The organism is Bacillus sp. UMB0728 (assembly GCF_002858875.1).
GTDB classification, from domain to species: domain Bacteria; phylum Bacillota; class Bacilli; order Bacillales; family Cytobacillaceae; genus Bacillus_AB; species Bacillus_AB infantis.
In genome coordinates, this window is the sequence record NZ_PKLA01000003.1 from 347,293 (window position 1) to 359,341 (window position 12,049).

The 12,049-nt window shown below is 47.7% G+C and carries 15 protein-coding genes; 1 reads left to right on the forward strand and 14 read right to left on the reverse strand.

The window, feature by feature from the left end; all coding sequences use genetic code 11:
* From CYJ37_RS12745 to CYJ37_RS12785, 8 genes are all read right to left on the reverse strand, one after another.
* On the reverse strand, positions 1–338 hold a 338-nt coding region (locus tag CYJ37_RS12745; RefSeq protein ID WP_180827366.1), incomplete at its 3' end, for a 3-methyl-2-oxobutanoate hydroxymethyltransferase.
* A 282-nt stretch (positions 339–620) separates the two neighbouring features.
* Positions 621–1,604 (reverse strand): biotin--[acetyl-CoA-carboxylase] ligase, encoded by a 984-nt coding sequence (locus CYJ37_RS12755; RefSeq protein WP_009791267.1) that lies wholly within the window; start codon positions 1,602–1,604, stop codon positions 621–623.
* Positions 1,589–2,779 (reverse strand): CCA tRNA nucleotidyltransferase, encoded by a 1,191-nt coding sequence (locus CYJ37_RS12760; protein ID WP_101550174.1) that lies wholly within the window; start codon positions 2,777–2,779, stop codon positions 1,589–1,591. Before CYJ37_RS12760 ends, CYJ37_RS12755 begins: the two co-directional genes overlap by 16 nt.
* A gap of 1 nt (position 2,780) precedes the next feature.
* Entirely contained in the window at positions 2,781–3,917 is a 1,137-nt protein-coding gene (gene bshA, locus CYJ37_RS12765) for an N-acetyl-alpha-D-glucosaminyl L-malate synthase BshA (RefSeq protein WP_094767159.1), read from the reverse strand.
* A complete protein-coding gene (gene bshB1, locus CYJ37_RS12770) occupies positions 3,914–4,630 on the reverse strand; it encodes a bacillithiol biosynthesis deacetylase BshB1 (protein ID WP_101550176.1) in 717 nt (238 codons plus the stop codon). Before bshB1 ends, bshA begins: the two co-directional genes overlap by 4 nt.
* Positions 4,627–5,043: a methylglyoxal synthase gene (gene mgsA / locus CYJ37_RS12775; RefSeq protein WP_022544131.1), complete on the reverse strand. Its 417-nt coding sequence runs from the start codon at positions 5,041–5,043 to the stop codon at positions 4,627–4,629. Before mgsA ends, bshB1 begins: the two co-directional genes overlap by 4 nt.
* A 14-nt stretch (positions 5,044–5,057) precedes the next feature.
* Positions 5,058–5,858, reverse strand: a complete 801-nt coding sequence (dapB, locus tag CYJ37_RS12780) for a 4-hydroxy-tetrahydrodipicolinate reductase (RefSeq protein ID WP_101550178.1) — start codon at positions 5,856–5,858, stop codon at positions 5,058–5,060.
* Positions 5,859–5,869: 11 nt separating this feature from the next.
* The gene (locus CYJ37_RS12785) at positions 5,870–6,205 is read right to left on the reverse strand and encodes a nucleotide pyrophosphohydrolase (protein WP_022544132.1); all 336 of its coding nucleotides are present in this window, start codon (positions 6,203–6,205) and stop codon (positions 5,870–5,872) included.
* A gap of 201 nt (positions 6,206–6,406) precedes the next feature.
* Here CYJ37_RS12785 and CYJ37_RS12790 point away from each other — a divergent pair, with 201 nt between their 5' ends.
* Positions 6,407–7,312 carry a YitT family protein gene (locus CYJ37_RS12790; protein WP_009791274.1) on the forward strand — a complete coding sequence of 302 codons (906 nt, stop codon included), beginning with the start codon at positions 6,407–6,409 and terminating at the stop codon, positions 7,310–7,312.
* 70 nt (positions 7,313–7,382) lie between these two features.
* On the opposite strand, the gene CYJ37_RS12795 is transcribed toward CYJ37_RS12790, so the two are convergent.
* The 6 genes from CYJ37_RS12795 to CYJ37_RS12820 form a co-directional block, all read right to left on the reverse strand.
* Positions 7,383–8,060, reverse strand: coding sequence for a zinc metallopeptidase (locus CYJ37_RS12795; protein WP_094767156.1), 678 nt, complete (start codon positions 8,058–8,060; stop codon positions 7,383–7,385).
* Between the two features lie 62 nt (positions 8,061–8,122).
* Entirely contained in the window at positions 8,123–8,926 is an 804-nt protein-coding gene (ypjB, locus tag CYJ37_RS12800) for a sporulation protein YpjB (protein ID WP_022544135.1), read from the reverse strand.
* A 237-nt stretch (positions 8,927–9,163) separates the two neighbouring features.
* Complete coding sequence (locus tag CYJ37_RS12805) at positions 9,164–9,757, reverse strand: DUF1405 domain-containing protein (RefSeq protein WP_009791278.1); 594 nt, start codon at positions 9,755–9,757, stop codon at positions 9,164–9,166.
* Positions 9,758–10,001: 244 nt separating this feature from the next.
* Entirely contained in the window at positions 10,002–10,769 is a 768-nt protein-coding gene (locus tag CYJ37_RS12810; RefSeq protein WP_009791279.1) for a menaquinol-cytochrome c reductase cytochrome b/c subunit, read from the reverse strand.
* A 44-nt stretch (positions 10,770–10,813) separates the two neighbouring features.
* Complete coding sequence (gene qcrB / locus CYJ37_RS12815; RefSeq protein WP_009791280.1) at positions 10,814–11,488, reverse strand: menaquinol-cytochrome c reductase cytochrome b subunit; 675 nt, start codon at positions 11,486–11,488, stop codon at positions 10,814–10,816.
* A 3-nt stretch (positions 11,489–11,491) separates the two neighbouring features.
* The gene (locus CYJ37_RS12820; protein WP_022544136.1) at positions 11,492–11,998 is read right to left on the reverse strand and encodes a ubiquinol-cytochrome c reductase iron-sulfur subunit; all 507 of its coding nucleotides are present in this window, start codon (positions 11,996–11,998) and stop codon (positions 11,492–11,494) included.
* Positions 11,999–12,049 lie beyond the last annotated feature (51 nt).

A 12,049-nucleotide genomic window follows, 5' to 3' on the forward strand; every position in this document is an offset into this window, starting at 1 on the left:
AGCTTCACTGCCATCGCTCCTGTTTCCTGAATCAGCCTGGCTGCATTCAGGAGGGTATCACGTTCAGGGAGATGATAGCTCATAAAGGGCATATCAATGACAATAAAAGTATTGGCCGCCCCTCTTTTTACCGCTTTCCCATGGTGAATCATATCTTCCATCGTCACCGGGATGGTCGATTCATATCCCAATACGGTCATGCCAAGCGAATCTCCGACAAGGATCATATCGATTCCGGCTTTTTCTGCCTGCCTGGCTGCCGGATAATCATAGGCAGTCAGCATCGCGATTTTTTCATTCTTTTCCTTCATCTTTGAAAAATCTGTAGTTTGCTTCATCCTTCTTCCTCCCATTCGCAAGTACAGGCCTGAAAAGACCTGCCTTAAGACTCAGAGGAGACAAAACAAGTGAACAAAAAGCCGGATATAAAAAAGGATCCTTCAAAAAATGCAGAAGGATCCCGTCGCGTCTTGGCTTCATTATTCGTTTCATCCCTCTGTCCCGGTCCATATGCTGGATCTAGGCAGAAACTATTCAATATAAAAAGATAGAAAGGTGCAGTTCATTATGATACTGCCCAGTTGAATTATATCAAAAATAAAAAATATTGGCTAATAAAATCATGAGTCCAGTTCAATATCAGCAGAGTAGACATGGTGTATCTCTCCTGCCTCATCTTCTATTCTCAGCACGCCTTCCTCGGTGATGCCCAGTGCTTTCCCGCTGATGCTGCCTGATATCGTCCTGGCAGTGATCTGCTTCCCAATGCTGACAGCATAGCTTTCCCAAAGGAGGCGGATCGGGTAGAAGCCTTTTTCCATATAAAGCTTGTACAAATTCTCCAATTTCTGCAGGACAACCCTGACCAGCTCTGCCCTCGAGAGGTTCCCGCCCTTTTCTATCGCCAGGGAAGTGGCTGTGCCCCTCAGCTCCTCCGGATAATCCTCAAGCTGCTGGTTCACATTGATGCCGATCCCGATAATGATCGAAAAAATGCGGTCGGCTTCCGCCTGCAATTCTGTCAGGATGCCAGTGACCTTCTTGCCTCCAATGAGAATATCATTGGGCCATTTGATCTGCGGGGAAAGGGCCGTGCATTCCTCAATGGACTGGACGACGGCAACTGCTGCAAGTAGAGTCAGCTGCGGAGCTCGCGGGAGCGGGATTTCCGGCCGGAGGATGACACTCATCCATATTCCTGTATATTTCGGGGAATGCCATTTCCTGTCCATCCTTCCCCTGCCGTTAAGCTGTTCTTCCGCCACTACGATCGTGCCCTCGGGTGCGTCATCATAGGCGAGCCTGTGGGCGATTTTCTGTGTCGAATCCACACTTTCTTCATAATGGATTTCGGTACCGAGCAAGCTGGTTTTCAGACCAAGGCGGATTTCATCGGCAGTCACCTTCTCTGTTGTCTTCACAATCCGGTAGCCTTTCCTTCTTACGGCTTCAAGCTCAAATCCATCGCGCCTCAACTCTTCGATATGCTTCCAGACGGCCGTCCTGGAGCAGCCGATCAGGTCTGCCAGATATTGGCCGGACAAATATTCCCCATTGCTCTCCGTAAAGGCGGCAAGCAATTTTTTCCTCAGCTCTGATTGCACTCCAGCCACCCCCTTATTTCCTCTTTTTTATTTGCCAGATGACCGGAGATAATGCTGTTTTCAACCTGGCCCAGCAATTCCTTCACCCAGGGTCCGCCCGGCTTATTGAACCATTGGATCAAGTCATTCCCGGTAACATCCAGCTCCTTTGTACTCCGTATCGGAAGTGAAGCATATAAACGGACAGGAACTTCCTCATCCGCACTGTCATCCCCGGTGGCCGCCAGAACTCTCTCTGCATTCCGGGCAGCCTCTGCCCCCGCCTTATAAACCGATTCAAGTGTCCAGTTCTGTACTGAGCGGTATTGAAGCCAATAAAGGATTTTGCCAATTTGCCTAATCTTTTTGACAGGCATTTTCCAGCTTCTCAAAAAGGATTCCGCGGTCTTAAAGTCATGGCCAAGACCTGCTGACAGCAGAGCCCATCTTTCCTCGGATAAAAGCCCGCTTCCCAGCCTTCCGGCAAATGATATCAACTCCTGCTTTTTCCCTGCCAGGCCTGGGAGATGCTGTGAGAGGCCAGTGTCTGCCATTATTTTCAGCGCCATAAAGCTGTTTTCGCCCGCAAGCAGCTTTTCAAATTCTGCCAGCTTTCTTTCAACCGCAATCTTCTCAAGAAGATAAGCTTCAGAAACCAGCGCCTCATAAGTCTCTCCATCTATTTGGAATGAAAGCTGGCTGGCAAAACGCACGGCTCTCATCATCCTTAAAGCATCTTCGTAAAATCGCTCCAGCGGATTTCCAACGGTGGCAATCCTTTTGCTGCGGATATCCTCCTGTCCCCCGAAAGGATCAATGATGCGGCCGTCCTTTGACATCGCCATGCTGTTCATTCTGAAGTCCCTGCGTTTAAGATCCTCATCGAGGGAACGGATAAAGTCCACTTTAGACGGCCTGCGGAAATCTTCATAATCCGACTCAGACCGGAAAGTGGTGACTTCATAGCTATCCCCATCATAAAGAACTATGACCGTACCATGCTCTATACCGACATCCGCTGTTCTGGGAAAAATGCCTTTGATTTCCATCGGGGTGGCCGAAGTGGCTATGTCCACGTCGGAAATATCCTTGCCGAGCAGATAATCCCTGACAGATCCGCCTACAAAGTAAGCCTCATACCCGGCAGTTTCGATCTTTTCCAATACAGGTGCCGCTTTTAAAAAAACCGGATTCATATTATCCCTCATTTAACATATCAAAATAAAGCCTCTCATACTCGCTGACTATTTGTTCGGCGCTGAACTTTTCTCTCGCAGTCTGTACTGCACGATGTGAGAAGCTTGTGTGCTTATCAGCATCAGCCAGCAGGCCTGCCGCTTTTTCCGCCATGCTCCCTATATCCCCAAGCTTGCAGATATATCCTGTCTCGCCGTCAGAAATCACTTCCGGAATCCCGCCGATATTGGTCCCTATGCAGGGAACACCGCACGCCATGGCCTCAAGCGCCACCAGGCCAAAGCTTTCTTTTTCAGAAAGGAGGAGCATCAGGTCGCTGATGGAATAAAGCTCTTCCACTTTATCCTGCTTCCCCAGAAACAGTACCTTCTCCTTCAGCCCGAGCTCTTTGACCAGCTTGCATACATTGGACATTTCCGGGCCGTCGCCGACGAGGAGAAGCTTTGCAGGCATCTCCGACTCTATCCTGGCAAACACCTTTACAACATCCTGCACCCTTTTGACCGCACGGAAATTGGAAACATGGATGACCGTTTTTTCATCCTCGGCGATCCCATATTCTTTTTTCAGATGATCAGAGCCAGTTTTCTGATATACTCTATGGTCTATGAAATTATAGACCGCCTGAATTTCTTTTTCAGGGTGTATCAATTCATTTGTTTGTGATATAAGAGATTTGGAAACAGCTGTCACCCTGTCAGACTTCTCGATTCCAAAGCGGATGCTGTCTTTCAATGACGGCTCATAACCAAGGACGGTGATATCTGTTCCATGAAGGGTAGTGGCAATCTTCACATCGCGCCCGCTCATCTGCTTGGCAAGGATTGCACATACGGCATGGGGAACAGCATAGTGTACATGCATGAGATCAAGCTTTTCTCTGTTAATCACCTCAGCCATTTTGCTGGCGAGGGCAATATCATAAGGCGGATACTGGAAAACAGAATACTGGCTCACTTCCACCTGGTGATAAAATATATTATGATACATCCGATTCAGCCTGAAAGGGAGGCTGGAAGAAATAAAATGTATTTCGTGCCCTCTTTCGGCGAGGAGCTTTCCAAGCTCTGTAGCGACGACCCCTGATCCACCGACTGTCGGATAACAGGTGATCCCGATTTTTAGTTTTCTTGTCATGCTTCTCCACCCAATAAATCTTTATGTATTAGTACCGGCTTTTTAGACATGAAGCCTTCAGCGTATTTGACTCCCGCTTCTCTCCCATAAAGCCTTTCCCTTGCTTCTACATTTTCGATATAGCCATTTACAAGCGGAGTGTCTGCTGAATCCTCCGTCCTGACAAACTGGCTCTCATACGCCCTCAGGCCCGCAAGCTTTTTGTCCATATAATCTGACACATCAATGATAAAATCAGGCTGATGGAAGCCGTTGATCATATAGAAATGAAGCCCGTTTACTTTGTGCGGGGCTAATCCGCTTTCAGGGTCCGCCCTGCGGATGCCTGCTGAAAATGCGGCTTCTTCTACAATTTTTGCACAGTTGCCGTGATCCGGATGCCTGTCTTCAAAATATGGCGCAAAGATGACTGATGGCCTGTATGTCCTGATCATCCTCGCGACAGCGGTAATAGCCTGTTCATTCAGCAGCAGCCCCCGGTCAGGCAGTCCAAGGTTTTCCCTGACTGAAACACCCAGGATACCTGCTGCCCTCTCTGCCTCTTTTTTCCTTGTTTCTACAGTTCCGTTGGAGGAAAGCTCCGCACCAGTAAGGTCGCAGATGCCAATCTTTTTTCCTTCAGCTGCATACTTGGCAAGCGTACCTCCCATCCCGATTTCAACATCATCGGAATGGGCGCCAAAGGCCAGGATATCCAATTTTTCTCCTATCATAGAACCTCACCGTCTTCGCTCTTCACTATTTTCCTCCAGTCGAGGTCGCCTCTTTCCAGGCCCTTTACAAGCAGCTCAGCAGTGCCCATATTGGTGGCCAGCGGAATTGAATATACATCGCACAGGCGGACCAAAGCGGATACATCCGGCTCATGCGGCTGCACAGTCAGCGGATCCCTGAAAAAGAAGACGAGGTCCATTTTCTTATTGGCAATCAGTGCCCCGATTTCCTGGTCCCCGCCGAGCGGTCCTGATTGAAAGCGGGTGATTGTAAGGCCTGTTGATTCCATGATCCTTGAGCCGGTCGTCCCTGTCGCAAAAAGGGAGTGTCCCGCCAGAATATCTTTATAGGCTGTTGCAAAGCGGATGATGTCGTCTTTCTTTTTATCGTGGGCTATCAAAGCGATGTTCATCATTTCCCCTCCCTTTATTCCATAATATTTTCAAGTCCGTAGACAAACAGGTCTGCTTTCATTACTGTCTCTACAGCCAGCTTCACACCGGACATGAATGAGGCCCGGTTATAAGAGTCATGCCGGATTGACAGAGTCTGGCCATCTGAGCCGAACATCACCTGCTGATGGGCAATCAGGCCGGGAAGGCGGACTGAATGGATGCGCATCCCTTCGTAGTCAGCACCCCTGGCCCCTGCCAGAGTTTCTTTTTCGTCTGGATGCCCCTGCTCTTTGGCTTCTCTTGCTTCAGCCATCATTTCTGCTGTTTTCACAGCTGTGCCTGACGGAGCATCAAGCTTCTGGTCATGATGCAGCTCGATGATCTCCACATCACTGAAATAGCGGGCTGCCATCTGTGAAAACTTCATCATAAGGACAGCACCAAGGGCGAAGTTTGGGGCGATGATGCATCCCAATTCTTTTTCCCGGCATGTTACTTCCAGCTCTTTCAGGTCCTCTTTGCTAAAGCCGGTTGTCCCGACTACCGGCCTTACTCCATATGAAAGGGCAGTCCGTGCATGATGCATGCCTGCCTCCGGTGTCGTAAGATCGATCAGAACATCAGCTTCTGTCTGCTCAAGACAATTGGCCAGGTCTGTATATATCGGCACATCTGCCCCTGTAAATCCATCAAGGTCGCTGAGCATTTTCCCTTCGAATTTATGGTCTACAACCGCCTGAAGGGCAAAATGGCCGGTATTCAGCACAAGCTGAACCGCTTCCCTGCCCATTCGGCCGCGCGGCCCCGCAATAACAATCTTTATCTTATCCATCAGAATCTCTCCTACTCTTCAATTCTTGTCCAGCGGTCTTTATCCCGCGTATTAAATTTATCCATTACCCTGTCATGGGCTTCCTGCAAGTCAATATTCAGTGAGTTGGCAAAGCAGATAAGCACAAAAAGCATATCCCCCAGCTCATTTTCAATGGTATTCTCTTCTTCGGTCGATTTCTTTGGCTTTTCCCCGTAATGGTGATTTACTTCCCTGGACAGTTCACCCAGCTCTTCCGTCATCCGTGCCAGCATGGCAAGAGGGCTGAAATATCCTTCTTTAAATTGGCTTATGTATTGATCAACCTCAGCCTGGAGGTCTTTCATCGTTTTATGATTGGATTCCATCTCGATTAGCCACCTCAACTTCCGCCTTCCTGAGCCTTTTGCATAAAGCAGCAAATTAGGCTTATCTTATAGAGAATAGATGCTTTTTCTATATCATGTTAGCCTAACGGAACAGCTTTTTACAAATATTTTTAACCGCCCGGCAGCTGCTATTCTGTCCGGCTCATTATTGCTCTGTCATCTTTTATTTTATATAATCTTATGGTGATAAAAACAGGAAAAGAGGGAAAAAACGTGCAAAACGGATTAAAATTCAAGAATATATTGTTCATCCTGCTCGGTTCAGCAATCTTTTCTTTTGGAATTGTTCATTTCAATATGCAGAATAACTTGGCCGAAGGCGGTTTCACCGGCATCACCCTGCTCCTTTTTTTCCTATTTAAATGGGATCCCTCCTATACGAACTTATTGTTAAATATACCATTATTCTTTATAGGCTGGAAATTGCTCGGCAGGAATTCCTTTTATTACACCATGATCGGCACCTTCAGTGTTTCCCTGTTCCTGTGGATTTTTCAGCGCTATCAGATTGACATGCCGCTGAAGGAAGACCTTACTCTTGCAGCTCTTTTTGCAGGTGTTTTCATCGGCATTGGCCTCGGCATCATTTTCCGTTTCGGCGGAACAACCGGCGGAGTCGATATCATAGCGAGGCTGGCCCATAAATATATCGGCTGGAGCATGGGAAAAACAATGTTCCTTTTCGATGCCTGTGTCATTACATTATCGCTCATTTTCTATCTGACCTACCAGGAAGCCATGTACACCCTTGTTGCCGTGTTCGTAGGTGCCCGGGTGATCGATTTTATGCAGGAAGGCGCCTACGCCGCAAGAGGTGCGATGATCATTTCCGACCAGAACGAAGCCATCGCCGGCAGGATTCTGAAGGAAATGGACCGCGGGGTGACGGTGCTGAAAGGGCACGGCTCCTTCACCAAACAGGATCGGGAAGTCCTTTACTGCGTAGTCGGCAAAAATGAAATCGTGCGGCTGAAAAGCGTCATCACCTCCGTCGATCCGCATGCCTTTGTCACAGTCAGTGTCGTTCACGATGTGCTCGGCGAAGGATTCACCCTGGATGAAAATAAGAAGCCGATTGAGCACTAGAAATGCAAATGGCGCTTGTTCACTATAAGAAATAAAGAAAACCAGCCCAAATGGCTGGTTTCTTCATTTCTTAATCCTGCCTCTGCATGCCTGTGAAGATCATGATCAGGCGCAATAGCTCCAGAACCGCAACAGCTGCGGCAGCTACATAGGTCAGGGCAGCAGCGTTAAGGACTTTCTTCGTTTCCCTTTCCTCATCATTGCGGATAACACCAAGTGAGACGACCTGATCCATTGCTCTGTTTGAAGCATTGAACTCGACCGGGAGGGTAACCACCTGGAAGAGGACGGCCACGGCCATGAAAATGATTCCCAAAAGGAGAAGGCCGCTCAGCTCAGCAAAAATCCCTACCATGATCAGCACCCAGGAAAAATTAGAACCAATGCTCGCGATCGGCACCAGCGAATGTCGGACCCGGAGGAATGCATAATCCTGCTGATCCTGCATGGCATGGCCGACCTCATGGGCAGCTATTGCTGCTGCAGCGACGGAATGGCCATGGAAATTCTGCGAGGACAGCCTTACCGTTTTTGAACGGGGATCATAATGGTCTGTCAGATGCCCCCTCGTTTCCTCAACATTGACATTGTACAATCCGTTGGAATCCAGGATCCTTCTGGCAACCTCGGCACCTCTCATATGTGAAGAGGCTGGTACCCTGGAATATTTGTTATAGGTGCCTTTCACCTTAAATTGCGCCCAGATCGGCACGAGGATGATGATCGCAAAGTATATCAGGAAATCCATGTTATTCCTCCCATTCATCTTTGCTGTAATTTAATCTATTGTATTTTTTCTGGTGAATGGTGTCAATTTTTCAGCTCTCTTTTTCTGCTCTTCTCTTTGTCCTGATCTCCCTTATATTTTCTCCAGCCGACATAAGATAATGTAAGGATGATGATGCTTCCTGTAGAAATAATGACCCACCAAAGCGAAGGATCGGCCTCATCGTCAGTCATTTCATCAAAAAGCGAGGATAAATCTGCCTCGAGGGCATCCAATTCCTGCTGGCTCGAGGTCTGGCTCACCACCTGAGGCCTGTAATGGTCTATGAAATTGACCCTGGTATCCAGCTGCTGAAGCCTGTCTGCCTTGAGGTCCACTTTAAGGGCAGGGTAAATGACGCTGTATAAGGTCAAAAAGGAATTCAGGCTTGAATGGAAAGCCTCACTGTCGCCTGCATGGGCAGCCTCCTTCATCCCCCCGAACACATCCATGATCGGATCCTCCATTTCCGTCCACAAAGGCTGCCTGCTGGAGGTGATTGCATCAATAACCAGCCTGAATCTTGTTACCCTGTTCATCCGCTCTTTATGGTTCATATCGATGCTGGCCGCTGCTTCCACTGCTTCATCATGCGCATTGGAAACGATTCTCAGCTCATCCATATTGAACGGCCTTGCCTGTACATCCCCCGAAAGAAACTGATCCGAAAAATAATCCAGAATCTTTTTTGCCTCTTCATATTTTTGTATTTTGACCATCTGAAGAGCTTCATCAGAGAGCAGATCAAGTTTGTCCATCGAAGAGGAAGGCTGCTCTGCATATGCATATATGGAAAAAGGCATTAAAAGATAGATCAAAAACATGGATACAGCAATTTTTGCTTTCAATATTGTCCCCCCCTGCAATTACTATTAAAAATGTATGAGAGGTTGGACAAGGTTAGACCAAAAGTTCGCTCGGCTGGGATCAATTTTAGAGATAAGCTGTATTAACATCAATGTTGGTTTTGGGCTCATTCAGCCGGATATTCATCCAAGCCGAAAGGAGTATAAAACTAAGTCCCCCCCTGATCCAAAAATCAGCATGAGATACTGCCAAGAAAAAAAGGCTTCCAATATGGAAGCCTACTCAATCGCCAGCTTTGTGCGGCCGGGCCTGATAGAGAACCAGTACACAAGGAAAAGGGAGAATATACTCAGCCAAAAAGTAAAATAGCCTATCTCCGGTGTATATAAGTTCAGCACAGGATAGCGCGGCAGCATGAAGAATACATAATCGATTACATCATTATGGAGTGTCCATACAGCAGCAATGAGCAAATGAATCCACTTGATCCGGTAAAAGGGTGAATATAAGATCCCCTGGACTGCCATAGCAGCGTGGGATCCGATCAGCATCAACGCAATAGGATCAAGTTCGCCTGTCACTTTATAAACAAGCAGATTCATAACGACTGCCCAGACACCGTATTTAAAAAGCGTCACGGCCGCCAGAGCCTCTAAAAGGGGCCAGTTCCTCCGCATCAGGAAGGCAGCAAGGACAAAACAAAAAAACAGGCTGGCCGTCGGACTATCAGGAACAAACGCCAGAAAGTGCGGGGGCGTATCCTTCAGCTGCCACCCGTACCAGTAATACCCATACACCGTTCCGGCAATATTGACCACAAGCAGCAGCCATAATACCGAGCGGTTCCCCAAAATAGGATAAATCCACTTCATACCATACCCTCTTCTCTCTATCATTATGGCTATATTTTATCATAGAGGAAATTAAAGGGGGAACTTTCCGCTATAATATGCTGGAGCTGGCTTGGAGATTGCCCTTGGTTAATACCCGAGGAAAAGTGTTCAGGAAGATGCATACCCCCTAAACTGCAGGTTAACGGAAAAAGGCTATTATTATCTAAATTACTGGTTATATTGCACAAAAAAAGAAGCCGGCAATTCGCCGGCTTCTCTTCTTTTATTTACTTTCAATGCTTGAAATGAATTCAGAAAGCTTTTGAAGCTCTTCGTCAGTTCCTTTAAAGATTCCGGCAGGCATGGCACCTTGACCTTCTTTAGCGATTTTCGCCACTTCTTCAGGAGAAAGTCCTGTATCGATCAGGGCCGGAGCACCAGCTCCTCCTGCCAATTCACCGCCGTGGCAGCTGATGCAGCCTTGCGCTTCATAAATTTTATAGCCTTCTGCTTCTTTATCAATCTCCGCTTCAGCTACGATTTTACCTTGCTGCTCTGCAGCTTCCCAGTCGTGGTTGGCTACAGATTCCCAAGTTAGATAGAAGATGCCGGCAATCGCAAGCAGCATGAAACCAGTTGCGAGAGGGCGCTTAGATGGGCGCCTTTCAGGGCCGCGGTCGATGAATGGAGCAAGCATCAGCGCTCCGAAAGCCAGTCCGGGAATGATAAACGCCCCGATGACGTTATATGGGCCTGAAGCATATGTGTACTTTAATAGTTGGTATAAGAACAAGAAATACCAGTCTGGAAGCGGAATATATGCTGTATCGCTCGGATCTGCTATTTTTTCAAGCGGAGACGGGTGAGCGATGGTCAAACATAGATATCCGATCAGGAAAACGGCGCCGACCATCCATTCCTTCAATAGGAAGTTGGGCCAGAATGCTTCCGTTTTGCCAGGGTACTCCGAGTAGTCTTTCGGAATATTCGGTTTACGGTTTACAGGGACACGGGAGTCGCCTACAAACTTCATACCTTTTCCACGATGCATTGAGCATTCCCCTCCTTTTCAGTTAGCAGTAGTGAAGTTGAATTTTACAACGGTCCAGAAATACCCTGCTTACGGATCATCAGGAAGTGGGCACCCATCAGTCCAAGGAGAGCTCCAGGCAGGAAGAATACATGGATCGCAAAGAATCGTGTGATCGTCTGGGCTCCGACTATGTCAGTGCTTCCAGCCATCAGCGCTTTCAGCTGCTGACCGATCAACGGTGTTGATTCAACAATTTGAATGGTAACTTTTGTTGCAAATAACGCTTTCATATCCCAAGGAAGAAGATAGCCTGTCAGGCCGAGCGCCAGCATAACGAAGAAAATAAGCACTCCGACAACCCAGTTCAGCTCGCGAGGCTTCTTGTAGGCCCCTTGGAAGAAAACACGTAACGTATGTAGGAACATCATTACGATGACCAGGCTCGCACCCCAGTGGTGCATACCGCGGACAATCTGCCCGAAAGCAACCTGATTTTGCAGATAATAGACAGATTCCCAGGCATTCTTAATATCCGGCACATAATACATTGTAAGGAACATACCGGATAAAATCTGGATCACTGTGATGAAGAAGGTCAATCCGCCAAAGCAGTAAACGAAAGCCGAAAAGTGATGGGCAGGGTTTACATGCTCAGGTACTTCATGGTCTGCAATATCCCGCCACAAAGGCGTAATATCCAAACGCTCGTCGACCCAGTCATAAATTTTGTTTAACACTTATTACGCCCCCTTTCGCGGTTCTGCTTTTCCTAATAATAGGAAACCATCTTTTTCTTTTGTAGGATACACATCCAGCGGTGCAGCAGGAGGTGTTCCAGGCACGTTTGTTCCATCCTTCGTATAAAGCCCGCCATGGCATGGGCAGTAGAAGTGGTCTGGATTCGCCTTGTCTTTGTTCCAGTCAACAACGCAGCCTAAATGCTTACAGATAGGAGATAAGGCAACGATCTCCCCGTTTTCATCCTTATAAACCCACGCGGTGTTCGATACCTCTGAAGTATACCAGGCATCCTGCTGTTCGAATTTAAAGTCGACCCGAGTAGGTTCAGCAGTGATTTCGCTTACTTTTTGCGGTGTCGGAATGAAGTCTCCTCCCTCGCTGGCTTTCAGTATAGGATCCACGGCAAAACGGACCATCGGCATCAGCATGCCGGCCGCCATGAAACCGCCTACACCAGTAAGTGTATAGTTCAGGAATTGACGTCTTGAAACACGATGTTTGCTCATACATTTCCCCCCTCTATCATGAAATCAAGTCCAACGGACAAAATTCAACAC

Coding starts and splice junctions, on each gene's coding strand:
- bshB1 (WP_101550176.1), bottom strand. CDS start 4,630: ATGATAGGAGAAAAATTGGATATCCTGGCCTTTGGCGCCCATTCCGAT.
- CYJ37_RS12820 (WP_022544136.1), bottom strand. CDS start 11,998: ATGAGCAAACATCGTGTTTCAAGACGTCAATTCCTGAACTATACACTT.
- CYJ37_RS12810 (WP_009791279.1), bottom strand. CDS start 10,769: ATGCATCGTGGAAAAGGTATGAAGTTTGTAGGCGACTCCCGTGTCCCT.
- bshA (WP_094767159.1), bottom strand. CDS start 3,917: ATGACAAGAAAACTAAAAATCGGGATCACCTGTTATCCGACAGTCGGT.
- CYJ37_RS12805 (WP_009791278.1), bottom strand. CDS start 9,757: ATGAAGTGGATTTATCCTATTTTGGGGAACCGCTCGGTATTATGGCTG.
- CYJ37_RS12785 (WP_022544132.1), bottom strand. CDS start 6,205: ATGGAATCCAATCATAAAACGATGAAAGACCTCCAGGCTGAGGTTGAT.
- CYJ37_RS12760 (WP_101550174.1), bottom strand. CDS start 2,779: ATGAATCCGGTTTTTTTAAAAGCGGCACCTGTATTGGAAAAGATCGAA.
- CYJ37_RS12795 (WP_094767156.1), bottom strand. CDS start 8,060: ATGGATTTCCTGATATACTTTGCGATCATCATCCTCGTGCCGATCTGG.
- dapB (WP_101550178.1), bottom strand. CDS start 5,858: ATGGATAAGATAAAGATTGTTATTGCGGGGCCGCGCGGCCGAATGGGC.
- CYJ37_RS12790 (WP_009791274.1), top strand. CDS start 6,407: ATGGTGATAAAAACAGGAAAAGAGGGAAAAAACGTGCAAAACGGATTA.
- mgsA (WP_022544131.1), bottom strand. CDS start 5,043: ATGAACATCGCTTTGATAGCCCACGATAAAAAGAAAGACGACATCATC.